Here is a 24512-nt window from a genome sequence, read left to right on the forward strand (position 1 = left end):
CACCCCACCGCCTCCCGGCCATTTCAGTGGCTAACCCTCGAACTGAACCCTTCTCCCGCCATATTTCGAGGCAAGAAGGGGCGATTTGAGGGGATCTCCCCTCAAATGCCCGCGGGGCGGGGGCGGTTGGGCGGGGGCGGGGTGGGGCGGGTGAGTTGGGTGGAGTGGGGGCGGGGTGGGGCGGGTGGGTTGGGTGGAGTGGGGGCGGGGTGGGGTGGTTGGGCGGGTCTGGTGCTGGTGTGGTTCGTGGTGCATTACTGTCGCCGGAGACGGTCGGGGGTACGGCGTACCAGTGAGGTCGGATGGCGATGTTCAGGGTTGATCAGCGGTGTTGGGCGGCGAAGGCCTCGCGATCCGTTATGTTTATGTAATGAACGCAACCCGCCCGGCGCCCGGGTCGCAGGCTTCGCTGCGCGAAGCCAACCGCGAGCGCGTTCTGGGAGTCGTCCGGCAGCACGGCCCACTGACCCAGGTCGAGATCGCCGCCGCCTCCGGCCTGTCCGCCGCGACCGTGTCGAACATGGTCCGCGAACTCGACCAGGCCGGCATGGTCGGCCTGTCCCGCAGCATCCGCAACGGCCGCCGCGCCGTCCTCGTCTCGCTCGCGTCCGGCGGCGGCCTGCTCGCCGGGGTCGCGTTCGGCGAGCGTGACGTCCGGGTCGCGATCGCCGACGAGTCCCGCCAGATCCTGGCCCAGCAGCTGATGCCGCTGCAGGCCGACCACGTCGCCGACGACGGGATGGAACGCGCCGCCCGGCTGCTCGCCGACCTGGCCGAGACGGTCAGTTCCGGGGTCGAGGACATCTCCGCGATCGGCTTCGGCCTGCCCGCGCCGGTCGACTCGGTCAGCGGCGAGGCCGGCTCGGACGCCGTACTGCCGGGCTGGCGCGGCGTCAACGTCGCCGAGGCGATGGCCGGTCACCTGCGCGCGCCGGTCGCGCTCGACAACACCGCCAACCTGGCCGCGCTCGGCGAGCTCCGTAACGGCGCGCTGCGCGGCGTCCGGCACGGCTGCTACCTGAAGTTCTCGTACGGCGTCGGCGCCGGCATCGTGCTGGACGGCGAGGTGTTCCGCGGCTCAGCCGGTACGGCGGGTGAGATCGGGCACGTCACGATCGACGAGAACGGGCCGATCTGCCGCTGTGGGAACAGGGGCTGCCTGGACACCTTCGTCGGATCCCGGGCGCTGATCAACAGCCTGGCCGCGTCGCACGGCCCGCTCCGGCTGAAGGACATCGTCCATCGCGCCCTGCAGGACGACCTCGGCTGCCGCCGGGTGATCGAGGACGCCGGCCGCCGGGTCGGGGTCGCGGTGGCCGGGCTGGTGAACCTGCTCAACCCCGAGGTGATCGTCGTCGGCGGCCTGATGGCCGAAGCCGGCGACCTGATCATGGACCCGCTCCGCGAGGCCCTCGACCGCTGCGCCATCCCAAGCGCCGCCGCCACCGTCGAACTCCGCCGCGCCGAGCTGGGCGACGAGGCCGACATCCTCGGCGCGATCCACCTCGCTTCGATCCTCAGCCACTCCGCGGCGACACGATCCGTCACCACTCCAGCCTGATCCCTTCACACCCAAAGCCCTCGCCGGAAACCTGGCGAGGGCTTTCCCGCCCCAGCACGACCGATTTGTCACGCGAATATGTCTATTTCTTGAATTCAAGTCTTGACGTCAAGGCCTGGCGCCGCTTGACTTCGGTCAGGTCTACTCGGGCCATCACGTCAAGGAGCCGCCACATGTTCGTCTCTCCCTCTCGTCTCGTCGGCTTGGGTCTCACCGTCTCGGCCCTCGCCCTGTCCCTGGTGGCCTGCGGGTCGGACGAACCCGCCGCCGGAGGCTCCGGTGAAGCGAAGAAGGTCGCGCTGCTGCTCCCCGAGTCGAAGACGACCCGCTACGAGGCGCTCGACCGGCCGCTGTTCACCGAGGCGCTCAAGGCGGCCTGCGCCAACTGCGAGCTGATCTACAGCAACGCCGACCAGGACGCGGCCAAGCAGCAACAGCAGGCCGAGGCGGCGCTCACCCAGGGCGCGAACGTGCTGGTGCTCGACCCGGTCGACGGCAAGGCCGCCGCCGCGGTGGTTGCCTCCGCCAAGGGCCAGAACGTCCCGGTGATCGCCTACGACCGGTTCATCGAGAACGCCGACTACTACGTCTCGTTCGAGAACGAGGCGGTCGGCAAACTGCAGGCGCAGACCCTGGTCGACGCGCTGAAGGCGGCCGGCAAGACCTCCGGCAACCTGGCCATGATCAACGGCTCGCCGACCGACCCGAACGCGGCCGACTTCAAGAAGGGTGCGCACAGCGTGCTCGACGCCAGCGGCTTCAAGGTCGCCGCCGAGTTCGACACCCCGGACTGGAGCCCGGACAAGGCGCAGGCCTGGATGGAGGGCCAGCTCAGCGCGATCAAGAACGGCCTGGTCGGTGTGTACGCCGCCAACGACGGTACGGCGGGTGGCGCGATCGCAGCCCTCAAGGGTGGTGGCGTGACCCCGCTGCCGCCGGTCACCGGTCAAGACTCCGAACTGGCCGCGATCCAGCGGATCGTCGCCGGCGACCAGGCTATGACCATCTACAAGGCGGTCAAGCCGCAGGCCGAGGCGGCCGCCAAGGCTGCGGTGGCGCTGGCGAACGGTGACAAGCCGGAGTCGACCACCGACAAGAGCGGCGTACCGTCGACGATCCTCGACCCAGTCGCCGTCACCAAGGCCAACATCAAGGACACCGTGGTGAAGGACAACATCTACAAGGTGACCGACATCTGCACCGCGTCGTTCGCCGCCGCCTGCACCGCCGCCGGCCTCAGCTGACCCGCCCCCTGGCGTTGCCCCCCGCAGTGAGGTGTGGGGGGCAACGCCGGGTCAGCTCCAGTACGACGCCAGCCGGTAGAGCCCAAGCGGCTGGTTCCGGAACCGGAAAGGGTGTCCCGGCCGCCGGATCGCCGGGATCATGGCCTGAAGACAAAGCCTCAGGAGGCTGATCGAGTGACTGTCACCCCCACCCCGGCCCCGGTCGGCACCAAGACGGTGCTGACATTGCGGGGCATCTCCAAGCGCTTCGGCGCGGTGCAGGCCCTGAAGAACATCGAGCTGGACGTCCGGGCCGGTGAGGTACTGGCCCTGGTCGGCGACAACGGCGCCGGCAAGTCGACGCTGGTGAAGGCGATCGCCGGTGTCTACACCGCCGACGACGGCACGATGGTCTTCGACGGCCAGGAGGTGCGGGTCGGCAGTCCGGCCGAGGCGCAGCAGCTCGGCATCGCCACGGTCTTCCAGGACCTGGCCCTGTGCGACAACCTCGACGTGGTCGCGAACCTGTACCTCGGCCGCGAGCTGCGCAAGGGCCGGGCCCTCGACGAGGTCGAGATGGAACGCTCGTCGTGGGAGCTGCTCCGCCAGCTGTCGGCGAAGATCCCGTCGGTCCGGATCCCGGTGGCCAGCCTGTCCGGCGGCCAGCGGCAGACCGTCGCGATCGCCCGCTCACTGCTCGGCCAGCCCAAGGTCGTGATGCTGGACGAGCCGACCGCGGCTCTCGGCGTGGCTCAGACCGCCGAGGTCCTCAACCTGGTCGAGCGGCTCCGCGAGCGAGGTCTCGCGGTGATCCTGATCAGTCACAACATGGCCGACGTGATGGCGGTCGCCGACCGGGTCGCCGTCCTGCGGCTGGGCCGCAACAACGGCGTCTTCGTGGTCAGCGAGACCAAGACGCAGGACATCATCGCCGCCATCACCGGGGCGACGGACAACGCGGTCTCCGAGCGCGCAGCGCGCCGGACCCGTGAGGAGGGGACCGCATCATGACGCTGCACGGATCAGAGATCCGGCCGCAGGACGCGCCGCGACCGGCAGCGTCCAACGGGAACGGCGCGAACACCGAGCTGCCGGCCGATCTCCAGGACGAGCGGCTGATCGCCAGCCACGGCATCAGCGGCGCCGTCTCGGCCTTCACCGCCCGGCTCCGCTCCGGCGACCTCGGCTCGGTGCCGGTAGTGGTCGGACTGATCATCATCTGGGCGGTCTTCCAGATCGCGAACAGCTCGTTCCTGTCCAGCCGCAACCTGGTCAACCTGACCCTGCAGACCACCTCGGTCGGAGTGATTGCCATCGGCATCGTCCTGGTCCTGCTGCTGGGTGAGATCGACCTGTCCGTCGGCTCGGTCAGCGGGCTGTCGGCCGCCGTACTCGGGGTGACGTTCGTCAACCAGGGCTGGCCGTTGGTGCTGTCGTTGCTGACCGGTGTCGCGCTCGGCGTCGTGATCGGCCTGTTCTACGGCGCGTTGTACACCAGGTTCGGCGTACCGAGTTTCGTGATCACGTTGGCCGGCCTGCTCGGCTTCCTCGGTCTCCAACTACTTGTGCTCGGCAAGGAGGGGACGCTCAACCTCCCCTACGATTCCGCGCTCGTCGGGTTCGCCACCCGCAGTTTCCTCTCCCCCGCGCTGGCGTACGGGCTGGTCGCGGTCGTCGTCGCGGTGTACGTGCTGACCCGGATGCGCGGCAGAGGTGCGCGGTTGGCGGCCGGGTTGTCGGCGGCACCCACCTCGATGATCGGGATCAAGGCCGGCGCACTCGCCGTCGTCCTGCTCATCCCGGTGATCGTCCTGAACGGCGACCGCGGTGTGTCCTCGATGTTCCTGCTCTTCCTCGCACTGGTGGTCGCGACCGATCTCGCCGTACGGCGGACGCGCTGGGGCCGCTCGGTCGTCGCGGTCGGTGGCAATGTCGAGGCGGCCCGGCGGGCCGGTATCAACGTCCGGATGATCTACCTGTCCGTGTTCGCGGCCTGCTCCACCTTCGCCGCCGTCGGCGGTCTGCTGGCCGCCGCCCGGCTGGTCGCGGTGAACCAGAGCAGCGGCGGCGCCGACACCAACCTGAACGCGATCGCCGCCGCGGTGATCGGTGGCACCAGCCTGTTCGGCGGCCGTGGTTCGGCGTACTCCGCGCTCCTCGGCGCCCTGGTGATCATGTCGATCTCCAACGGCCTCGCCCTGCTCAGTCTCGACTCCAGCGTCCGCTACATGGTGACCGCCGGCGTCCTGCTGATCGCCGTCACCATCGACTCCCTCAGCCGCCGCAGCCGCCAGGCCCACGGCCGGGCCTAGAGCACGGTGGGCTCTCTTCTGACCCTGACCAGGCGGGAGCCCACCGTTTCCAATCCTGCAACCTGATCGGGTGGCAGGATGTGGCCCATGACGTCCAGAAGGCCCATCCGGGCGGCGAAAACCAGTGAGAACCATGCGGTCACGACACTGGAGTTGTTCTTCGATCTGGTGTTCGTGTTCGCACTGACGCAGATCACCGCGCTGATGGCGCACGACCTCAATTGGCATGGCGTACTGCGGGGGATCCTGCTGACCGGACTGCTCTGGTGGAGCTGGATCGGCTTCTCCTGGTTGTGCAACCTGGTCAGGGCCGACGAGGGATCGGTTCGCGGCGTGATCCTGCTGTCGATGGCGGCGATGTTCATGATCGCGCTTGCCATTCCCGAAGCGTTCCACGACCTGCCCGGCGGGCTCCCCGGTCCGGTCGTGATCGTATGCGCGTACTTCGCCTTCCGAGCCTTGCATCTGGTGTTGTTCTGGCTGATCGCCGACGGCGACCCGGTGCTGCGCCGGACACTGCTCCGGTTCGCGCCGTCGATGCTCGGTGCGACCGCGCTGCTGCTGGTCGCGTCGCAGTACCACGGCACCACCCAGACGCTGCTCTGGGCCGGGGCGCTGGCGGTCGACTACGGCGGCACGTACCTGATCGACGCGCGGGGCTGGCGGTTCCGTTCGGCGAGGCACTTCGCCGAGCGGCACGGACTGATCGTCATCATCGCGCTCGGCGAGTCGATCGTGGCGATCGGCGTCGGCGTCACCGACCTGCCGATCTCCTGGCCGATCATCATCGCATCGCTGCTCGGCCTCGCCGTGGCGGCCGCGCTCTGGTGGATCTACTTCGACGCCACCGTGCACTACGGCGAGCACGCGTTGGCGGCCGAGCCCGCGGAGACCCGCCCGAAGCTCGCCCGCGACGCCTACACGTTCCTGCACTTCCCGATGGTGACCGGCATCGTGCTGCTCGCACTCGGGCTCAAGAAGGTGCTCGAGTACGTCGGTGACACCGAGCATCACCACCTCGACGACCCGCTGAAGGGCATCGGCCTGTTCGCGCTGTTCGGTGGTGTGGTGATCTACCTGCTCGGCCATGTCGGGTTCAAGTGGCGGACCATGCACCGGGTCGGGGTGTCCCGGCTGATCACGGCTGGCCTTGCGCTGGTCGCCGTACCGCTGGTGGCGAAGGTGCCGGCGTTGGGGCAGCTCGGCGTACTGACTGCGCTGCTAGCCGGGCTGGTGGCGTTCGAGTCGGTCCGGTTCGCAGTGGAACGGGACCAACTGAAGCACGGCGAACACCACGCATGAGAAAAGCCCCCGCTGAGCGGGGGCTTTCTCAAGAGCAGGTGCCTCAGGCGGTGGCGGCGGTCAGGTCGACCTTGGGCTCCGCGAAGTGGCAGGCGGCCGCGTGGCCGGTGCCGGACTGGGGCTTGGCCTCGAGCGGCGGCTCGTGGGTCGCGCAGATGTCCTCCGCCTTCCAGCAGCGGGTCCGGAACCGGCAGCCACTCGGCGGGTCGATCGGCGAGGGTACATCGCCGACCAGCCGGATCCGCTCCTTCGGCGGCACGCCCCGGATGGTGCCCAGGTCGGGAGCGGCGGACAGCAGCGCCTGCGTGTACGGGTGCTGCGGAGCGCCGTAGATCTGGTCCCGCGGGCCCTGCTCGACGATCTTGCCCAGGTACATCACCGCGACCCGGTCACAGAAGTGCCGGACCACGCCGAGGTCGTGGGCAATGAAGACGAACGCGATACCGAGGTCGCGGCGCAGGTCCTCCAGCAGGTTCATCACCTGGGCCTGGATGGACACGTCCAGCGCGGACACCGGCTCGTCGGCGATGATCACCTCGGGCTCCACCGCGAGCGCCCGGGCGATACCGATGCGCTGCCGCTGGCCGCCGGAGAACTCGCTCGGATACCGGTTGTGGTGCTCGGGGTTGAGGCCGACCCGCTCCAGCAGCTCCTGGACCCGGTCGAGTTCCTTGCCCTTCTTGACCAGGTTGTGCACGCGCAGCGGCGTACTGATGATGTTGCTGACCGTCTGCCGCGGGTTCAGCGAGCTGTACGGGTCCTGGAAGACGATCTGCAGCTCCCGGCGGAACGGGCGCAGGTCCCGCTCCTTCAGCTGCGCGATGTCCGTGCCCTTGAAGATGATCTGCCCCGCGGTCGGGGTCAGCAGCCGGGTGATCATCCGGCCGGTGGTCGACTTGCCGCAGCCGGACTCGCCGACCAGGCCCAGGCTCTCGCCGGCGGACAGGTCGAAGCTGACGCCGTCGACGGCCTGGACGACCTTCTTGGTCCGGCCCAGACCGGCCGCTTCCTTGATCGGGAAGTGCATCTTCAGATCGCGGACCTGCAGCAGCGGGGTAGCCGCGCCGGAGCCCGGGACGCTGTCGACCTTGCGCACTGTCTTGCTCATCTCTCTCATCAGCCCCTGTCAGCCCAGTCTCGGCGCGACCTCGGCCTCGTAGATCGAGGCCTTGTCGTGCAGGTGACAACGGGACGTGTGGGCACCGGCACCGTCGACCGGCAGCAGCTCCGGCAGATCGGTGATGCAACGCTCGCCCTTCACCCGCTCCTTGTACGGGCAGCGCGGGTTGAAGGAGCAGCCGGTGGGCAGGCTCAGCAGGCTCGGCGGCAGGCCCTTGATCGGGCGCAGCTTCTCACTCGCGGCCGAGACGGTCGGGATCGACTCGAGCAGACCCCAGGTGTACGGCATCCGCGGCCGGGCCAGCACGTCCTCGGCGGTGCCGTACTCGACGCAGCGGCCGGCGTACATCACCAGGACGTCGTCGGCCATCTCGGCGACCACACCCAGGTCGTGGGTGATCAGCACGATCGCGGAGCCGAACTCCTTCTGCAGGTTGTTCAGCAGGTCCAGGATCTGCGCCTGGACGGTCACGTCGAGGGCGGTGGTCGGCTCGTCGGCGATGACCAGCTTCGGGTCGTTGACCAGGCCCATCGCGATCATCGCGCGCTGCCGCATACCGCCGGAGAACTCGTGCGGGTACTGCGAGAAGCGGCGCTGCGGGTTCGGGATGCCGACCAGGTCGAGCATCTCCAGGGCGCGCTTCTTCGCGACGTCCTTGGACACCTTGTGGTGCACCCGGTACGCCTCGACGATCTGGTTGCCGACCGTGTAGAGCGGGTGCAGCGAGGACTGCGGGTCCTGGAACACCATCGCCACCGCGTCGCCGCGGACCTTCATCAGCTCGTTCTCCGGCAGGCCGACGATCTCGTCGCCGCCGAGCCGGATCGAACCGGTGATCCTGGTCCGCTTGCGGTCGTGCAGGCCCATCACGGCCATGCTGGACACCGACTTGCCGGAGCCGGACTCGCCGACGATCGCCAGCGTACGGCCGAGCGGGACCGAGTAGCTCAGCCCGTTCACCGCGCTGACCAGGCCGTCGGCGGTCGGGAACTTGACGGTCAGGTCCTCGACCACCAGGTACGGCGTCTCGCCGCTGGGGTTGATCGCACCCTGCCGGCGCTCACGGGTGGCGACCGCCGGGCCTCGCTTGGCCTCGGCCGGCGTCTCCGGCTGGTCGGCTGCGCTCTCGACCATGGTGTCCTTCCGGTCCTCAGAGGCGGGTTTGCTCACGAAAGCCTCACCCGCGGGTCGATCAGGCTGTAACCGATGTCCACCAGGAAATTCATCACGACGATCATCACCGACGCGACCAGTACTGTGCCCATGATGACGGGCAGGTCATAGGTGTTCAAGCTGTCCAGGACGAGCACGCCGAGGCCGGGCAGGTCGAAGATCCGCTCGGTGAAGATCGCGCCGGCCAGGCTGGTGGCGACGTCCAGACCGAAGATCGTGATCACCGGGATCATGCCGGAGCGCAACGCGTGCTTGTAGGTGACCCTCCGGTCCGACAGGCCCTTGGCCCGGGCGGTCCGGATGAAGTCCTCGCTCAGCGTCTCGACCATCGAGCCACGGGAGTACCGAGCGTAGGAAACACAGTTGTAGACGCCGAGCACCAGCCAGGGTGTCAGCAGACCCGCCACCCACTTGCCGACGTTCTCCGACGGCGGCGTCCAGGACCCGCGCGGGAGGATCGGGTAGAGGACGGTCAGGTAGAGGGAAATCATCAGGGCGACGATGTAGTACGGCACCGAGCTGAGCACCAGCGTGCTGGTCATCAGCGCCCGGTCGCCCACCGTGCCACGTCTCTTCGCCGCCATCGAGCCGACGAAGACGCCGACGGTGAGGACGATCACGGCGTACCCCATCACCAGCGAGAGCGTCACCGGGAACCGCGAGGTGAGCATCTCGAGGACGGGACGGTCGTTCTTGAACGAGTACCCCAGGCAGGGCGCGTCACAGCGCCGCGTCACGCCGGAGGTGGTGAAGTCGCGGCCGGCGAAGATCCCCGCGGTGTACTCCGCGAACTGCTGCACTTTCGGCTTGTCCAGGTGCAGGTTCGCCTTGATCTCGTTGTAGCGCTGGGGGGTGCAGTTGCGCTCACCACAGATCGCGCCGGCCGGGTCAGTCGGCGCGATGAAGAACAGCGCGAAGGTCGCGATCAGCGTGACCAACACGACACTGAGCGCGCTGACCAGTCGGCGCGCCACGAAATAGAGCACGGGGGTTGTCTCCTCACCGATCGGAGTGGTGCCCGGACGGGTCCGGGCACCACTCCACCGTTCAGATCAGTAATGCCATCTCAGTTACGAGCTACTGATCAGGGCTGCTTCAGGTACATCGACGTGAACTCGGGCATGCCCTGGGTCACGTCGTTGATGGCGTGACCGATGTTCTTGCCGACCGGGGAGTTGGTCGCGCTGTAGTACAGCGGCAAGGCCGGGAGGTACTTCTCCAGGATCTCCTTGTCGATGACCTTCCATTCCTTCAGCTGCTCGTCCGGAGTCTTCGCCGCGACTGCGTCGATCTTGGCGTCCAGCGCCTTGTCCTGGAGCTGACCGATGCTGTTGCCCAGGGCAATCGCGTCGGACTTGAACAGGACCGGGAACCAGCTCGTACCGCTGGGCCAGTCGGAGCACCAGCCGGCCGGGGTCTTGCCGATGTTGACCGGCGCGTCCTGGTCGCCCACGAACGTGCGGTACTTCGCCTTCGGAACACCGATCGCCTTGACCTTGAACCCGGCCTTCTCGTAGACCTGCTTGCGCAGCTGGGTCACCTGGGTCGAGATCTTGTCGTCGATCTGGTAGTACCAGCTGAGCTCGAAGTTGGCCTTGCCGAGCTTGGCCAGCTCCGCCTTGATCTCGGCGGCGACGGCGTCGTCCTCGGCACCCTTACCGGTTCCGGTCAGACCCGGGAGCTCGTACTTCTCGAAGCCCGGGACAGCCGGCGGCAGGATGGTCGAGGCCGGCGGCGCGTCGTTCGGGTTCAGGCCGGCGACCTTGCGCCACGAGTCGTACGGGTGCGCCTTGGCGATCAGCTTGCGGATCTCCAGCGGGATCTTCCGGGTGTCCATCGGGTACGTGATGGTGCACGGGGAGTCACCCTTCACCAGCTGGCTCTGGTCCTTGACCTCGGGCAGCAGGCTGACGTCCAGGTTGGTGTAGCTCAGCGCGTTCGCGTCCGGACCCGCGCTGGCCAGCACCTGACGCTGGGCCTTGATCAGGTCCTGGCTGAACTTGAAGTCCCAGGCGTCGACGTACTGGTGCCGGACCGGGTCGGTGTTCGGGTCCCAGTTCGGGTTCTTCTTCAGCTTGAGCTGCGTACCCGGGGTGTACGAGTCGACCTGGTACGGGCCGGTCGCCATCGGGCGCTGCTCGTAGTTCTTCTGGGTGTCCTTGGCCTGCGGGATCGGCGTGAACATCGGGAACGCCGCGTAGAACGGCAGATCGTCGAACTTCTTCGCCAGCTTGATGACCAGGGTGCTCTCGTCCGGCGTCTCGACACCGGCGTAGTTGGCGCCGTTCGGGCCGTACGGACCCTTGTACTTGTCGCCGTCCTTGAAGAACTGCAACTGGTACGTCGGTCCGGCGTCGTACAGGTCGTGCGCGAAGGACCGCTTGATCGCGTACGCGTAGTCGGCCGCCTTGACCGGCGTGCCGTCCATGTACTTGATGCCCTGCTTGAGCTTGAACGTCCAGGTCAGGCCGTCGGCCGACTTGGTGCCCAGGTCCTCGGCCAGGTCCGGCACGAGCACCGGCTTGCCGGTCCCCTCCTCCAGCCGGTACTGGGTCAGCGCCCGGTACATCAGCTTGCCGATCTGGTTGCCGTCGACGTAGTAGATGTTCGTCGGGTCGAAGGTGTCCGGCGTGACGTCGGACAGCACGGTGATCGTGCCACCCTTCTTCGCGCCGTCGACCTCCTTGGCCGGCCCCTTGGCAGTCGGGTCAGTGGCCTTTTCCTGAGCGGCACCGCTGCCGGTTCCGCCACCACCGCCGGAGTCATTGTTCGACGACGGGCTGCCACAAGCCACGGCGGCCAGCATGACCGTCGCCGCGACTGCGGTGATCCGTTTCCACTGCATGGTCGTGTTTCTCCTTTTCTGCCGCTGGGGCAATCGCCGCACTACCGGCGAGTCTTGGGGTCGAAGGCGTCGCGGACGGCGTCGCCGAGGAGGGCCAGTGCGAGCACCAGCATGGTGATACCGATCACCGGCAGCCACAGGAACAAGGGGTAGGCCTTGAACCAGTTGGTGGCCACGGCGATCGTCTGGCCCCAGGACGGGATCGGCTCAACCAAACCGACACCGAGGAAGGACAGACCTGCCTCTGCTGTCACGTACGCGGGCAACGACAGCGAGGCGGAGATGACGATCGGGGCCACCAGGTTCGGCAGCAGTTCCTTGAACAGGACCTGCCGGGTGGGGACGCCGATCGCCTTGGCGGCCAGGACGAACTCGCGTTCCCGCAGCGACAGCACTTCGCCGCGGATGATGCGCGCAAGACCGGCCCAGCCGAAGAACGAAAGGACAAATATGAGTACGTAGAACCGGGTCGACGCCTGTTGCTCCGGCGACAGGTTGAACGAACCGCCGCGCCACGACTCGACGATCGGAACCATCGCGATCGCGAACAGCAGGTACGGCAGGCTGAGGACGAAGTCGATGACCCACGAGATCACCCGGTCCACCCAGCCGCCGAGGAAGCCGGCCAGCAGACCCATCACGACCCCGACCACCGTGCCGAACAGGGTCGCGGTGAACGCGACGATCAACGACGGACGCGCGCCGTATACCCAGCGGGCGAAGTTGTCCCGGCCGGTCTTCGGCTCGACACCGAACCAGTGCGTGCCGGTCGGCCCGCTGATCGGGAAGCCGAACTCGTCGACCAGGTCGGTGTGGAACGTGCCGTAGTCCTGGCCTTCCAGCTTGGCCAGCAGCGGCGCGAACACGGCGAGCAGGATGAACAGCAGCACGACGACGGCGCAGGTGACCGCCACCTTGTCCTTGCGCAACCGGTCCATCGCGATCCGGGTCGGGGACTTGCCATGCGCAACCGCGGCTCCACGTACGGGTTCCGCCGACGCCGGGTGTTCCTCGACACCGACCGCCGAGTCCGGGGGACCAATTGTCATTCGCGCTCCGTCAGCTCTGTCAGCCAGATTCGGTTCGTATGATCCGGCAGCAATCGGGTGGATCGTGCCGGGCCTTTGCTGTGTGGAGGGCTTGCGTCAAATCCCCTTGACACCAGCGATCCCCCACAACCGCGCGCTAGCCTGCCTGACACTGTGACACCAAACCAGCGGTGCTAGGCAGCAGTGCACAAATCGTTACCGGAACGGGTACCGGACCGGAACATTTGACCGAAATCGTCACCCTTCGCGATCAATCCTTCGCAAAACGCGTCGGCACAGCACCGACAGTGGCCAATTTGTGCCACATTATGACGCTATGTGATGGAAGGACACATTCTGTGTCTGGTTGCTAACTGTGACCGGAACCCAGTCCGAGCACCCTCAGCTGGTGCTCCAGCTCCAGGACCGCGAAGGCATCCGAGGGGGCCTCGCGGATCGCGGTCTCGAGGATGTGACGGGCCTCCTCGGGCCGGCCTCGGGCGACGTTCAGCCGGGCCCGGCCGATCGCGTTCGCGCCTTCCCCCGACTCGTCCGGCCGCCGGACCAGCACCTCCGCCGCGCGCCGCAGCAGAGCTTCCGCACCGTCCAGGTCTCCGGTCACGATCATCAGCTGAGCCTCGGTGTTGTCGACGTGCGCGATCCCGAGTTCGTCACCGATCCGCTCCACGATCTCCCGCGCCTCGGCGAGCACAGCCGTCAGCTCGGGGACATGGGACGCACCGAGATCGGAATCGGCCAGCAACGCCTCGGACAGCAGCACCAGACGGATGGCGTGCAGCCGGGTTCCCGGCGGACTGAGCCGGGCGGCCTCCCGGCGACGCGCCTGGCTCTCGGCGACGCGGCCGACGGCGAACAGCCCTCCGCCCACCTGGTCCAAGGCCCTTGCCCGCGACGACTCGGCCTCAGGGTTCGCCTCGACCAGGGCGAGCATCTTTTCGCCCATCTGCAGCATCCCCTGGCCATCGCCTGTCGTGGAGACTGCCCATCCGACCTGGCCGAGCGCGGCGATCCGCAGCGCCACTGAACCCGAGCGTTCGGCTGACTCGAGTCCCCGATTCGCCTGCCGGAGCAGTTCGTCCGTCGATGCGTCACCCTGCGCCATCGCACCGAACAGACAGCGGTCGAGCTCGGCCTCCAGCTCCGCCTCACCGGCTCGAGCGGCGGCATCCCTGGCCGTCCGCATCACTTCCTGCCGGACCTCACGATCGTCGCGTACGGCGAGGTAGCCGGTGAACCGCAAGGCGAGCGTGCCGGCCAGGCGTGGCCAGTTCCGCACCGCCAGCCCGACGGCCGCGCGCACCACCGGTGCCTCGATGTCCAGCCACGTCGCTCCGGCCGCCGCCGCCGCGCCGGTCACCGGGAGGTCTGCGGCACGTCCACGGTCCAGATCGATGATCATCGATCCGTGGTCGACCTGCTCGTCGGCGATCGTCAGCAGGCCGAGCACGGTTTCGAGGTAACGCTGTTCGAGTTCGGTGTTGTCCGTCGTACCGGAAAGCTCGACGGCGAGTGCGCGGACCAGGCCGTGCATGCCGTAGCGGGGTGGCTGCGCGCGTCGGAGCTGGACGAGACCCAGTGAGATGAGGCCGTCGAAGACGCTCTGAGCGTGGCCCTCGGCCACGTCGAGCAGCGGCGCCGCGACCCAGGAGCCGAACTCGTCAGCACCGACCAGAGCGAGGCGGGCGAAGAGCTCCCGCGCTGGAGCCGACGCGACGCTGAGGGTGAGGTCAAGGCTGGCCCGCACGGCCCGGTCACCGGCCACCAGGTAATCCAGCCGCTGCGACTCATCAGCAAGCGTCTGTACGACGTCCGCGACGTCCTCACGAATCAGGGCCAGCCGGGCACCCACGATGCGCAACGCCAGCGGCAGTCCGGCGCAGTGTGGAACCACGTCCGCGACCATGGCTGCGCCGAGACCTGACAGAGCCCCCAGTAACTCAGCACTCGTCTCGTCCGGCAACGGCTGGAGCTCCCGGTGCGTGGCGTCCTCGAGACCGAGCATGGGCTGCCGCGAGGTGACGATCACGCCGCAGCGACCGCCCGCCGGCAGCAACGGCCGGAGCTGCCCCGCGTCGATCGCGTCATCGAACACCAACAGCACTGTCTTGTCCGCCAGCCGGCTCCGCAGCAGCGCTGACCGCTCCTCGACGCTCTCCGGGATCTCCGAGCCGTCGACGCCCAGCGACCGCAGCACCTGACCGAGAACCGTCCGGGGCTCGATCCTCCGCCCGCCGACGTCCTGCAGCCTGACGAACAACTGCCCGTCCGGATACTGCTCAGCCAACTGATGCGCCAACCGCACCGCCGCAGCCGACTTACCGGTCCCAGCCGCGCCGTATAGACAGACAACGGCCGGTACGCCGGAGGGCCGCCCTGGACTGAGTAGTACGTCGGCCAGTTCCCGCAGTACTTCGTCCCGCCCGACCAGAATGCTCACGTCGGCCGGAAGCTCCCGTGGCACCGCCGACGGGGCAGCCAGCTCCAGCGACGGATCCTGCCGAAGGATCGCGACCTGCAAGTCCCGCACCTCAGCACCCGGCTCGACGCCCAGCTCGTCATCGAGATGCCGCACCAGCTCGGCATACGCGGCCAGTGCATCAGCTTGGCGGCCGGATCGATATAAAGCCAGCATCGACGCGGCGGCGAACGTCTCCCGCGCCGGCTGGGCCACGGTCAGCCGCGCCAGCTCGGGCAACAGCTCCTGATGGTGGCCGAGGTCGAGCTCAGTGGTCAGCCGCAGCTCCTCGGCCGCCCATCGCGACTCCTCGAGGCCAGCGCACAACCTTCGCCGTACGTCTTCCGTGGTGACGTCAGCCAGCGCCGGGCCGCGCCACAGGGACAGCGCGTCGACCAGCAGCTTGCACCGGTGCTCGAGATCGTCCGTCCGCCGGGCCTGCGCGACCAGACCGTTGAACTGCTCGATATCCGTCCGGCCGGCCGGCGCCTGTACGGCATACCCCTCCGAACCACTGGTGAGGTGTACGTCGCCGGCCAGCACGGACCGCAGCCGGGACATATAAACCTGGAGAGCCCGCTTCGGGTTGTCCGGCATGGCCTCTGGCCACAGCAGGTCGATCAGCCGCTCGGCTGGCACTGCCTTCCCGGGCTCCAGCAGCAGTACGGCGAGGACCAACCGCTCCTGCCGTCGCTTCAGAGCTACCTGGATGCCACCGGACCAGATCTGCACTGGACCGAGCAGCCGGAACTCCACGGCGCCAGCATAGTGGTAAGCGTGCGGTAACAGCGGCGGCCGAGGATCCGGGCATCAATCGACTGATGCAAGGGGACCCGATGACGCGCCGAGGCTGGGACTGGGGCTGACAACGTGTGGGGGCAGCACAACCTGCCCCCACCGGTTTGTCAGCTCTCGCGGACGTGGACGGTGACGAACGGGGGCTTGACCACGTCGAAGGTCTCCTGGCGGCCGCGGATGTCGACGGTGACCTGATCGCCTTCCTTGATCGTCGCGTCGAGCAGCGCCAGCGCGACACCCTTTTTCAGCGTCGGCGAGAAGGTGCCGGAGGTGACCTCGCCGAGAGCGGTGCCGGACGTGTCGAGCACTGTCATGTGCGGGCGCGGGATGCCGCGACCGACCGCACGCAGACCGCGCAGGATCCGGGCCGGGCCGCGCTCCTTCTCCGCCCGCAGCGCCTCGTCGCCCCAGAAGTGCTCCTTCTTCCAGCCGACCGCCCAGCCGGACCGCGCCTGGACCGGCGTGATGTCCGGGGAGATGTCCTGACCGTGCAGCGGGTAGCCCATCTCGGTCCGCAGCGTGTCCCGCGCCCCCAGCCCGGCCGGCACGATCCCATACGGCGCTCCGGCCTCGAGCAACGCGTCGAACACCGCGACCGCGCCCTCGTTCGGTACGACGAGCTCGTACCCGCGCTCACCGGTGTAACCGGTCCGGCAGACGACGACCGGCGTACCGGAGAAGTCCGCCGTCGTGAACGACATGTAGTCGTGTCCGGTCGGCAGCCCGATCGCCTTCAGTACGTCGTCGCTGTTCGTGCCCTGGACGGCGAGGATCGCGTAGGCGTCGTGGGTGTTGGTCACCACCACGCCCTCCGGCGCGTCCGCCTGCAGCAGCCGGACCACCTCGGCGGTGTTGGCCGCGTTCGGGATCAGGAACACGTCGTCGTCGGCGTGCAGGTAGGCGATCAGGTCGTCGACCACTCCCCCGCGCTCGTTGCAGCACAGCGTGTACTGCGCCTGGCCCGGGCCGATCTTGCCCAGGTCGTTGGTCAGGCAGGAGTTCACGTACGCCGCCGCGCCCGGTCCCTTGACCGTCGCCTTGCCCAGGTGACTGACGTCGAAGACACCGACGGACGTCCGGACCGCGGTGTGCTCCGCGACCACTCCGCCGTACTCCAGTGGCATCTCCCAACCACCGAACTCGGCGAACTTGGCTCCGAGGGCGACATGGCGCTCGTGCAGCGGCGACTTCTTCAACTCCGGCGACGATGATGCAGACGTGGTCATGGAGCGGAACTTACCCGACGCGTAGCATGCGGAGGCAGCATTCACGTACCGTCACGACCGGCCGTCTGCCCGCCGGTCAAGGAGGACTGAGATTTTCGTGAGCACCATCACCCTGAGCAAGTCGGATGCGGCCGGTGTCCGAACCGACGCCGTGGTCATCGGCGTGGTCAAGGTCGGCGGCGGTGTCGCCCTGCCGGCCGGCACCGAGTCGCTGAACGCCGCGTACGGCGGGAAGCTGGTCGAGGTGCTGTCGGGTCTCGGCGCCACCGGCAAGGCCAGCGAGGTCACCAAGGTGCCCGGGCCGAATCCGGGCAAGTCGGCCAACCTGATCGCGGTCGGTCTCGGCGAGGCGCCCGACGGTGCACTGAAGACCGAGGACCTGCGGACCGCGGCCGGCACCGGCGTCCGGGCCGCCAAGACCACCCAGTCCGTCGCCTTCGCGCTGCCGACGCCGGATGCCGACTGCATCCGCGCGATCGCCGAGGGCGCCCTGCTCGGCCGCTACTCGTTCACGGCGTACAAGTCCGCCGAAGGCGCCACCGAGGCGCCCGGCACCCTGACGGTGCTGACCGACCTGTCCCGGAACAAGGAGGCCAAGGCCCAGCTCGAGCGGGCCGAGGTGACCGCCGCCGCGGTCCACCAGGTGCGCGACTGGGTGAACACGCCGCCCTCGGACCTGAACCCGGTCGACTTCGCCGCGCAGGCGGTCAAGCTGGGCAAGGAGTACGGCGTCAAGGTCGAGGTGATGGACGAGAAGGCCCTGGCCAAGGGCGGGTACGGCGGCATCCTCGGCGTCGGCCAGGGGTCGAGCAACCCGCCCCGGCTGATCCGGATCAGCTACACGCCGAAGAAGCCGGTCACCCACCTGGCCTTCGTCGGCAAGGGCATCACCTTCGACTCCGGCGGCCTGTCGCTGAAGACGGCCAGCGGGATGATCAGCATGAAGGCCGACATGGCCGGTGCCGCCGCGGTGATCGGCGCCACGCTCGCGATCGCCCGGCTCGGCCTGCCGGTCCAGGTGACCACGTACGCCGCGATGGCCGAGAACATGCCGTCCGGGTCGGCGGCCCGGCCGTCCGACGTGCTGACCATGTACGGCGGCAAGACCGTCGAGGTGCTGAACACCGACGCCGAGGGCCGGCTCGTCCTCGGTGACGCCCTGGTCCGGGCGTCCGAGGACCAGCCGGACCTGATCGTCGACGTGGCCACCCTGACCGGTGCCTGTGTCGTTGCCCTGGGCACCAAGGTGGCCGGCGCGTTCGCGAACACCGACACCGCCCGGGACCGGGTGGTGGACGCCGCCATCGCGGCCGGTGAGGCGATGTGGCCGCTGCCGATCCCGGCCGAGATGCTGGACAAGCTGAAGTCGCACTCGAAGGTCGCCGACCTGGCCAACATCACCGGCGAGCCGTGGGGCGGCGCGCTCGCCGCGGCCGCGTTCCTCGGCGACTTCGTTGCCGAGGGCATCGACTGGGTCCACCTCGACGTGGCCGGGCCGGCCTTCAACGAGGGCGGCGCGAGCGGTTACACCCCGGCCGGCGGCACCGGGTACGCCGTCCGCACCCTGGTGGAACTGGCCGCCTCAGCGAGCTGAGTAGCGGATCTCCAGCATCGTGCAACCGCCGGCCGTGACATACGGACCGTGCGGCATCCCCGGCGGCCGGCAGGCATAGTCGCCGGGGCCGAACGTCTGCCCGAGGGTGAGGTCGGTCAACTCACCTTCGAGCAGGTAGACCTCTTCGACGTACTCGTGCCTGATGACCTGGTCGCCCGTCGTCCCGGGCGCCCAGCGGGCGATTCTCGTCAGGGTGCCGTCGGCGGGATCCTCGCTGAGGATGCGTTGGGCGATCCCGTCGCCCGCGTCGGTCCAGGCCAGGTCTTGGGTGCTGAAGAACTCTCGCTCCTGTTTCATGAGTCAGTCCCACGCCGGGGCGAGTTCTTCGACCGTGTAGTGGATGCGGCTGGTGAGGCCGCGGGGATCGGTGAGCTCGACCCGCCAGGCGTCGGCGAACTGGTCGACACCGGCGATCATCGGGATCGTCCCGCTCAGCAACACCGTGCCCGGGACGATCCGGTCGCCGAGCTCCTTCAGCCAGTACGACGGCGGCAGCAACTGCGCGAGGGTGCCGTCCTGGATCAGCTGCTCGGTGTCGCCGTGCCGGACCCACGCCTTCAGCGTGAACCGGTCCAGTTCATCCTCGATCTCCGCAAGCGGCCAAGCCACGTCGCCGAGCACGTCCGGTGCGGACTGCTTGCTCCAGGCAACACCGTGCACCTCGAGCGCCCGGTCGGTGTGATCGCACGCGACCGTCAGCAGCACATCGTTCTCCCCCACGACCAGCGCCCACTCCGCCTCGCCGGACGTCTTCGCGTGCGCGACCTGCACAACCTCGGGGCGCCCGACGAGTGATGCGGACAGCGGGTACAGCGTGGGAATGCGGCGCGGCGCCGGTACGCCGAGCTCGGCCAACTCGTCCACGTGGTGCTGGACCTGCTCGGTGTCGCGGCCGGCGTACCCCGCGTTCAGGGCGTAGCGGACGGTGATCTCCCGCTCGCTGCCGTCGGGCAGGGTGAAGCGCAGGGTCTGGGTCATCGGTACGAGCCTCCGGAAATTTCTGCAATTGGCGCTTGCGTGAACACGTCGTATACAACGAGTATGGAGCATCCCCCCAAGGAGGTCCACCCGATGTCCAGCTCTCCCCCCGTTGTTGTCGGCGAGCGCCGTGGTCTGTACAAGGCGTTCGCCGCCAGCCTGTCCGGCACCTCGCTGGAGTGGTACGACTTCGCCGTCTACAGCTCCGCCGCCGCCCTCGTCTTCGGTGACCTGTTCTTCCCCGGCAGCGACCCGCTCACCGGTACGTTGCAGGCCTTCGCGACGTACGCGGTCGGGTACGTCGCCCGTCCGCTGGGCGGCATCTTCTTCGGCCGGCTCGGCGATGTGATCGGCCGCAAGCGGGTCCTGGTCGCCACGCTGCTGCTGATCGGCGTGGCCACGTTCTTCATCGGCCTGCTGCCGACACACGCACAGGCCGGAGCGATCGCACCGACGTTGCTGGTCGTACTGCGCTTCGCACAGGGCGTCGGCGTGGGCGGTGAATGGGGTGGAGCCGTTCTACTGAGTAGTGAGTTCAGCAAGGCGGGTGAGCGAGGCTTCTGGGCTTCAGCGGCTCAGGTCGGGCCGCCACTCGGCACGTTGATGGCGAACGGCGTACTCGCTGTTCTGGCCGGCGCTCTGTCCGAGGAGGCGTTCCTCAGCTGGGGTTGGCGGGTCGCCTTCCTGCTGTCCGCCGTACTCGTGGCCTTCGGTCTGCTGATCAGGACGAAGCTGGAGGAGACGCCGGTGTTCCGCGAGTTGGAGGCGCGTGGCGATCGGCCGACAGCACCGGTCTCGGAGGTACTGCGGACGCAGACCCGGCCGTTGATCGCGGCCATCCTGGCCAGGGTCGGGCCGGACGTGCTCTACGCGATGTTCGCGGTGTTCGTGCTCACCTATGCGACCAAGGAGTTGGGGATGAGTCGTGGGGAGGCCGTCACCGCCGTGCTGGTCGGCTCCGCGTTCCAGGTCGGGCTGATCCCCTTGTCCGGTTGGCTTTCGGACCGGTATGGACGTCGTACTGTCTATGCGATCGGTGCGGTCGGTGGAGCGCTGTGGTCGGTGGTGTTCTTCGCTATGGCGTCGTCGCTGGCGACTGTGCTGCCTGGTGTGGTGATCGGGCTGCTGTTCCACTCGTTGATGTACGGACCGCAGGCTGCCTTCGTGTCGGAGCAGTTCACCGCGCGGTTGCGGTACACGGGGAGTTCGCTGGCCTACACCTTCGCCGGCGTGATCGGCGGAGCGCTGGCGCCGCTGGCGTTCACGTACTTCCTGGCGAAGGCCGGCACCGGGTACGTGATCGCGGCGTACATCGTGGTGGCGTGCGTGATCACGCTGGTCGGCCTGCGGCTAGGCCAGGCCGTCGAGGATGACGTCGCGGTCAGCCCTGCATGAGCAGGGAGCCGGTGCTGTCGAGGTGGCTGAGGATCGCTTTCTCAGCCGCCTCCGGCTTGCCCGAAGCCAGGCCGTCGACGATGGCCTGGTGCTCGTCGAGCACCTCCTGCCGGCGGGTGGCGCTGCGCTGCAGGGCGACGACCCCGAGCAGCACGTGCTTGGCCCGAAGGTTGTCGTACAGCCGGCCGAGCACCGAGTTGCCGGCGGCATCGACCAGGAGAGCGTGGAACTGGCTGTCCAGCTCGATGAACTCCTTCGCATCACCGTTGTCGACAATCGACCGCTGCTGCTCGAGTACGGCGGACATCGCCGCGACCGGGGCGTCACCGGACGCGAGCGAGGTGGTCGCCGCCCAGGTCTCGATCACCCCGCGGGCCTGCATCATCTCCGCGATCTCCCGGCCCGGCACCGGCGCCACGAACGCACCCCGGTGCGGCACCAACTGGACCAGGTCCTCGGCTGCGAGCATCAGCAGTGCCTCGCGGACGGGGGTCCGGGAGATGCCGACCTCGGTCGCCACCGCCTGCTCGTTGATGAACGTCCCCGATACCGCGGGGTCGCTCAGGACCGTCCCGCGCAGGTATTGATAGGCGCGATCCCGGCCGGAGTCCCCACTCAATCGCATACTCAATGTATACAGCCTTGGAGGGTTAGATGACACTTTTGCGAGTCGCCGCCGCTCAGGTCACGGCCGGTCCGGATCCGGTCGCGAACCTGGCCACTGCGACGGACGCGGTACGTCGAGCCGCCGCCGACGGAGCGTCGTTGGTCGCGCTGCCCGAGGCCGTGCTGGCCTGCTTCGGCACCGACCTCGGCTCGGTCGCGGAACCACTCGACGGTCCGTTCGCGACCGGTCTGCGCAAGGTGGCCGCGGACCTCGGGGTCGTGGTCGTGGCCGGTCTGTTCGAGCCGGCCGACGACGGGCGGGTGCACAACACCTTGCTCGTCACCGGTCCGGGCGTGGAGACGTCGTACCGGAAGATCCATCTGTACGACGCCTTCGGATCGCGCGAGTCGGACACCGTTGCTCCGGGCAATGAGTTGGTCACGTTCGTCTTCCGGGACGTGACGATCGGGCTGGCGACGTGTTACGACCTTCGCTTCGCGGACCAGTTCACCGCACTCGGCCGGCTGGGTGCGGAGTTGATCGTCGTACCGGCGTCCTGGGGTGCGGGTCCGGGCAAGGAAGAGCAGTGGGACCTGCTGACGCGGGCGCGGGCAGCGGACGCGCAGGCCTGGTTGCTGGCCTGCGACCAGGCGTACGTACCGCCGGTCGGCACCGATCCGCTGGGCGTCGGGCGGAGCAGTCTGACCACTCCCCTCGGGCAGACGGCTGCTCGACTCGGCGCGGGCGCCGACATCCTGCACGCGACCGTCGACAGTTCTCTCGTCGAGACCGTGCGGGGGCGTGTCCCGATCCTCTAGGCCAGGCCGTTCTTCTTCATCCGGGCGTTGTACTCGCGCATGCGGGGCGGGTAGCCGACCACTGCGGCGTCGTACGACGGGATGCCCAGCCCGTTGGCGAACTTGTGCGCCCACTCGACCGACGGGACCCGGCGCCGGGTCCACTCGCCGTCGATGGCGACCAGCAGCAGGGTGTACTCCGTCACCGCCGTCCGTGGCTCGACGAAACCCTCGACGCCTTGGCGGGTTTGGGCGAACTCCCGCAGGTGTGCCTGGTCGGGATTGTCCGACCGGCGCATCGTGCCCGGCTTCTGCCGGCGACCGAACCACTTCATGGGGCAAGTGTCCCCTATCCGGGCAACTCTCCGCAGAAATCCTGCATAACGGTTGCCGGAGGGTACCAATTCCCTGCAGTCGCGAGCAGGTGCTCGGCGGAGTGCAGCGCAAGGCGGAGGGCGAGGCTCGGAGTGGGGTTCTCCGTGCCTCGCCCTCCAATGCCGCGATGTGCCCGCCGAGTGCCGCGCAGCACGCAGGGAATTGGGAGACGTGCCCTAGCCCGGGGGTGGCGTGCGGCGGCATCGGTGAAAAGATGACGCCGGGCCGCAACCGCGATCCGGGGCCGCCCGCCGACCAGACCCACGGAGGAACCTGTGACTGAGAGTGGTACGACGTACGACCTGGTGATTCTCGGTGGCGGCAGTGGTGGTTACGCCGCCGCACTGCGCGCCGCGACCCTCGGACTGTCCGTCGCCCTGGTGGAGAAGGACAAGGTCGGCGGCACCTGCCTGCACCGCGGCTGCATCCCCACCAAGGCGCTGCTGCACGCCGCCGAGGTGGCCGACTCGGCCCGCGAGGGTGAGCAGTTCGGTGTCCGGACGACGCTCGAGGGCGTCGACATGGGCGGTGTGAACAAGTACAAGGACGGCGTCGTCGACCGGCTCTTCAAGGGCCTCCAGGGTCAGCTCAAGGCCCGTGGCATCACCGTGATCGAGGGCGAGGGGCGGCTCACCTCCCCGACCACGGTCGAGGTGGGCGGTACGTCGTACACGGGTAAGAACGTCATCCTCGCGTCGGGTTCGTACTCGCGCTCGCTGCCTGGGCTGGAGCTGGACGGCCAGCGAGTGATCGCCAGTGAGCACGCGCTGACGCTGGACCGGGTGCCGGAGTCCGCAGTGGTGCTCGGCGGCGGCGTGATCGGCGTCGAGTTCGCCAGCGCGTGGACCTCGTTCGGCACCAAGGTGACCATCGTCGAGGCGCTGCCGCGTTTGGTCCCGGCCGAGGACGCCGACTGCAGCAAGACGCTGGAGCGGGCGTTCCGGAAGCGGAAGATCGCCTTCAAGACGGGTACGGCGTTCGAGTCGGTGTCGTCGACGGAGTCCGGGGTGCGCGTCACCGTCGCCGGTGGCGAGGTGATCGAGGCCGAGCTGCTGCTGGTCGCGGTCGGCCGCGGCCCGAACACGTCCGGCCTGGGGTACGAGGAGGTCGGAGTCGCGCTCGACCGGGGGTTCGTGACCGTCGACTCGACGCTTCAGACGAGCGTGCCGGGCGTCTATGCGGTCGGCGACATCGTGCCGGGGCTGCAGCTCGCGCACCGCGGGTTCCAGCAGGGCATCTTCGTCGCCGAGCACATCGCCGGACTGAACCCGACCCCGATCGACGAGGCCGGCATCCCGCGGGTGACCTACTCCGAGCCGGAGGTCGCGTCGGTCGGCCTGACCGAGGAGCAGGCCCGGGAGAAGTACGGCGACGTCGACATCCTCAACTACAACCTCGGCGGGAACGGCAAGAGCCAGATCCTGAAGACCGCCGGGTTCGTCAAGCTGGTCCGGGCCAAGGACGGCGCCGTCGTCGGCCTGCACATGGTCGGCTCGCGCGTCGGCGAACTGATCGGCGAGGCCCAGCTGATCTACAACTGGGAGGCGTACCCGGCCGACGTCGCGCCGCTCGTGCACGCCCACCCGACCCAGAACGAGGCCCTCGGCGAAGCCCACCTGGCCCTCGCCGGGAAGCCACTGCATTTCCATGATTGAGATGCTCGAGCGGACCGCTGGCCCGT

Annotated in this window: 20 protein-coding genes; 9 read left to right on the forward strand and 11 right to left on the reverse strand. The window is 68.4% G+C overall.

The window, feature by feature from the left end:
• Positions 1 to 370 precede the first annotated feature (370 nt).
• From V9K99_RS39450 to V9K99_RS39470, 5 genes are all read left to right on the forward strand, one after another.
• The gene (locus tag V9K99_RS39450; protein WP_337009701.1) at positions 371 to 1561 is read left to right on the forward strand and encodes an ROK family transcriptional regulator; all 1191 of its coding nucleotides are present in this window, start codon (positions 371 to 373) and stop codon (positions 1559 to 1561) included.
• A 173-nt stretch (positions 1562 to 1734) separates the two neighbouring features.
• Entirely contained in the window at positions 1735 to 2805 is a 1071-nt protein-coding gene (locus V9K99_RS39455) for a substrate-binding domain-containing protein (RefSeq protein WP_337009703.1), read from the forward strand.
• A 174-nt stretch (positions 2806 to 2979) separates the two neighbouring features.
• Positions 2980 to 3795, forward strand: coding sequence for an ATP-binding cassette domain-containing protein (locus tag V9K99_RS39460; protein WP_337009705.1), 816 nt, complete (start codon positions 2980 to 2982; stop codon positions 3793 to 3795).
• Positions 3792 to 5096 (forward strand): sugar ABC transporter permease, encoded by a 1305-nt coding sequence (locus V9K99_RS39465; RefSeq protein WP_337009707.1) that lies wholly within the window; start codon positions 3792 to 3794, stop codon positions 5094 to 5096. Before V9K99_RS39460 ends, V9K99_RS39465 begins: the two co-directional genes overlap by 4 nt.
• Before the next feature lie 87 nt (positions 5097 to 5183).
• Complete coding sequence (locus V9K99_RS39470; protein ID WP_337009709.1) at positions 5184 to 6398, forward strand: low temperature requirement protein A; 1215 nt, start codon at positions 5184 to 5186, stop codon at positions 6396 to 6398.
• A gap of 43 nt (positions 6399 to 6441) precedes the next feature.
• On the opposite strand, the gene V9K99_RS39475 is transcribed toward V9K99_RS39470, so the two are convergent.
• From V9K99_RS39475 to gcvT, 7 genes are all read right to left on the reverse strand, one after another.
• Positions 6442 to 7506, reverse strand: a complete 1065-nt coding sequence (locus tag V9K99_RS39475) for an ABC transporter ATP-binding protein (protein WP_337009711.1) — start codon at positions 7504 to 7506, stop codon at positions 6442 to 6444.
• Positions 7507 to 7524: 18 nt separating this feature from the next.
• The gene (locus V9K99_RS39480; RefSeq protein ID WP_442914765.1) at positions 7525 to 8652 is read right to left on the reverse strand and encodes an ABC transporter ATP-binding protein; all 1128 of its coding nucleotides are present in this window, start codon (positions 8650 to 8652) and stop codon (positions 7525 to 7527) included.
• Between the two features lie 32 nt (positions 8653 to 8684).
• Entirely contained in the window at positions 8685 to 9677 is a 993-nt protein-coding gene (locus V9K99_RS39485; RefSeq protein WP_337009714.1) for an ABC transporter permease, read from the reverse strand.
• Positions 9678 to 9775: 98 nt separating this feature from the next.
• On the reverse strand, positions 9776 to 11536 hold the full coding sequence (locus V9K99_RS39490) for an ABC transporter substrate-binding protein (RefSeq protein WP_337009716.1): 1761 nt from the start codon (positions 11534 to 11536) through the stop codon (positions 9776 to 9778).
• Between the two features lie 41 nt (positions 11537 to 11577).
• Positions 11578 to 12585 (reverse strand): ABC transporter permease, encoded by a 1008-nt coding sequence (locus tag V9K99_RS39495; protein WP_337009718.1) that lies wholly within the window; start codon positions 12583 to 12585, stop codon positions 11578 to 11580.
• A 349-nt stretch (positions 12586 to 12934) separates the two neighbouring features.
• On the reverse strand, positions 12935 to 15796 hold the full coding sequence (locus V9K99_RS39500) for an AfsR/SARP family transcriptional regulator (RefSeq protein ID WP_337009720.1): 2862 nt from the start codon (positions 15794 to 15796) through the stop codon (positions 12935 to 12937).
• 149 nt (positions 15797 to 15945) lie between these two features.
• Positions 15946 to 17064, reverse strand: a complete 1119-nt coding sequence (gene gcvT / locus V9K99_RS39505; RefSeq protein ID WP_337009722.1) for a glycine cleavage system aminomethyltransferase GcvT — start codon at positions 17062 to 17064, stop codon at positions 15946 to 15948.
• Positions 17065 to 17161: 97 nt separating this feature from the next.
• On the opposite strand from gcvT, the gene V9K99_RS39510 reads away from it, so the two are divergent.
• On the forward strand, positions 17162 to 18658 hold the full coding sequence (locus V9K99_RS39510; RefSeq protein ID WP_337009724.1) for a leucyl aminopeptidase: 1497 nt from the start codon (positions 17162 to 17164) through the stop codon (positions 18656 to 18658).
• Here V9K99_RS39510 and V9K99_RS39515 read toward each other — a convergent pair.
• Both V9K99_RS39515 and V9K99_RS39520 read right to left on the reverse strand, forming a co-directional pair.
• The gene (locus V9K99_RS39515) at positions 18647 to 18976 is read right to left on the reverse strand and encodes a cupin domain-containing protein (protein WP_337009726.1); all 330 of its coding nucleotides are present in this window, start codon (positions 18974 to 18976) and stop codon (positions 18647 to 18649) included. The two genes, V9K99_RS39510 and V9K99_RS39515, sit on opposite strands and share 12 nt — an antisense overlap.
• A gap of 3 nt (positions 18977 to 18979) precedes the next feature.
• Positions 18980 to 19657, reverse strand: a complete 678-nt coding sequence (locus V9K99_RS39520) for a DUF2848 domain-containing protein (protein WP_337009728.1) — start codon at positions 19655 to 19657, stop codon at positions 18980 to 18982.
• A gap of 93 nt (positions 19658 to 19750) precedes the next feature.
• On the opposite strand from V9K99_RS39520, the gene V9K99_RS39525 reads away from it, so the two are divergent.
• The gene (locus tag V9K99_RS39525; protein ID WP_337009730.1) at positions 19751 to 21052 is read left to right on the forward strand and encodes an MFS transporter; all 1302 of its coding nucleotides are present in this window, start codon (positions 19751 to 19753) and stop codon (positions 21050 to 21052) included.
• On the opposite strand, the gene V9K99_RS39530 is transcribed toward V9K99_RS39525, so the two are convergent.
• Positions 21039 to 21677: a GntR family transcriptional regulator gene (locus V9K99_RS39530; protein WP_337009732.1), complete on the reverse strand. Its 639-nt coding sequence runs from the start codon at positions 21675 to 21677 to the stop codon at positions 21039 to 21041. The two genes, V9K99_RS39525 and V9K99_RS39530, sit on opposite strands and share 14 nt — an antisense overlap.
• Positions 21678 to 21706: 29 nt before the next feature.
• Between V9K99_RS39530 and V9K99_RS39535 the strand changes: the two genes are divergently transcribed.
• Positions 21707 to 22477: a carbon-nitrogen hydrolase family protein gene (locus V9K99_RS39535; RefSeq protein WP_337009734.1), complete on the forward strand. Its 771-nt coding sequence runs from the start codon at positions 21707 to 21709 to the stop codon at positions 22475 to 22477.
• Here the strand turns inward: V9K99_RS39535 and V9K99_RS39540 are convergent.
• Complete coding sequence (locus V9K99_RS39540; RefSeq protein WP_132207099.1) at positions 22474 to 22791, reverse strand: hypothetical protein; 318 nt, start codon at positions 22789 to 22791, stop codon at positions 22474 to 22476. The genes V9K99_RS39535 and V9K99_RS39540 overlap by 4 nt on opposite strands.
• Positions 22792 to 23106: 315 nt before the next feature.
• Here V9K99_RS39540 and lpdA point away from each other — a divergent pair, with 315 nt between their 5' ends.
• Positions 23107 to 24486, forward strand: coding sequence for a dihydrolipoyl dehydrogenase (gene lpdA, locus V9K99_RS39545; RefSeq protein ID WP_337009739.1), 1380 nt, complete (start codon positions 23107 to 23109; stop codon positions 24484 to 24486).
• The last annotated feature ends 26 nt before the right edge of the window (positions 24487 to 24512 follow it).

This window comes from Kribbella sp. CCNWLW201 (assembly GCF_037203805.1).
GTDB lineage: Bacteria > Actinomycetota > Actinomycetes > Propionibacteriales > Kribbellaceae > Kribbella.

Bases quoted from the DNA above. Each gene is read 5' to 3' on its own strand.
- V9K99_RS39450 (WP_337009701.1), top strand. From the start codon at position 371: ATGAACGCAACCCGCCCGGCGCCCGGGTCGCAGGCTTCGCTGCGCGAA.
- V9K99_RS39455 (WP_337009703.1), top strand. From the start codon at position 1,735: ATGTTCGTCTCTCCCTCTCGTCTCGTCGGCTTGGGTCTCACCGTCTCG.
- V9K99_RS39465 (WP_337009707.1), top strand. From the start codon at position 3,792: ATGACGCTGCACGGATCAGAGATCCGGCCGCAGGACGCGCCGCGACCG.
- V9K99_RS39470 (WP_337009709.1), top strand. From the start codon at position 5,184: ATGACGTCCAGAAGGCCCATCCGGGCGGCGAAAACCAGTGAGAACCAT.
- V9K99_RS39475 (WP_337009711.1), bottom strand. From the start codon at position 7,506: ATGAGCAAGACAGTGCGCAAGGTCGACAGCGTCCCGGGCTCCGGCGCG.
- V9K99_RS39480 (WP_442914765.1), bottom strand. From the start codon at position 8,652: ATGGTCGAGAGCGCAGCCGACCAGCCGGAGACGCCGGCCGAGGCCAAG.
- V9K99_RS39490 (WP_337009716.1), bottom strand. From the start codon at position 11,536: ATGCAGTGGAAACGGATCACCGCAGTCGCGGCGACGGTCATGCTGGCC.
- V9K99_RS39495 (WP_337009718.1), bottom strand. From the start codon at position 12,585: ATGACAATTGGTCCCCCGGACTCGGCGGTCGGTGTCGAGGAACACCCG.
- gcvT (WP_337009722.1), bottom strand. From the start codon at position 17,064: ATGACCACGTCTGCATCATCGTCGCCGGAGTTGAAGAAGTCGCCGCTG.
- V9K99_RS39515 (WP_337009726.1), bottom strand. From the start codon at position 18,976: ATGAAACAGGAGCGAGAGTTCTTCAGCACCCAAGACCTGGCCTGGACC.
- V9K99_RS39520 (WP_337009728.1), bottom strand. From the start codon at position 19,657: ATGACCCAGACCCTGCGCTTCACCCTGCCCGACGGCAGCGAGCGGGAG.
- V9K99_RS39525 (WP_337009730.1), top strand. From the start codon at position 19,751: ATGTCCAGCTCTCCCCCCGTTGTTGTCGGCGAGCGCCGTGGTCTGTAC.
- V9K99_RS39530 (WP_337009732.1), bottom strand. From the start codon at position 21,677: ATGCGATTGAGTGGGGACTCCGGCCGGGATCGCGCCTATCAATACCTG.
- V9K99_RS39535 (WP_337009734.1), top strand. From the start codon at position 21,707: ATGACACTTTTGCGAGTCGCCGCCGCTCAGGTCACGGCCGGTCCGGAT.
- V9K99_RS39540 (WP_132207099.1), bottom strand. From the start codon at position 22,791: ATGAAGTGGTTCGGTCGCCGGCAGAAGCCGGGCACGATGCGCCGGTCG.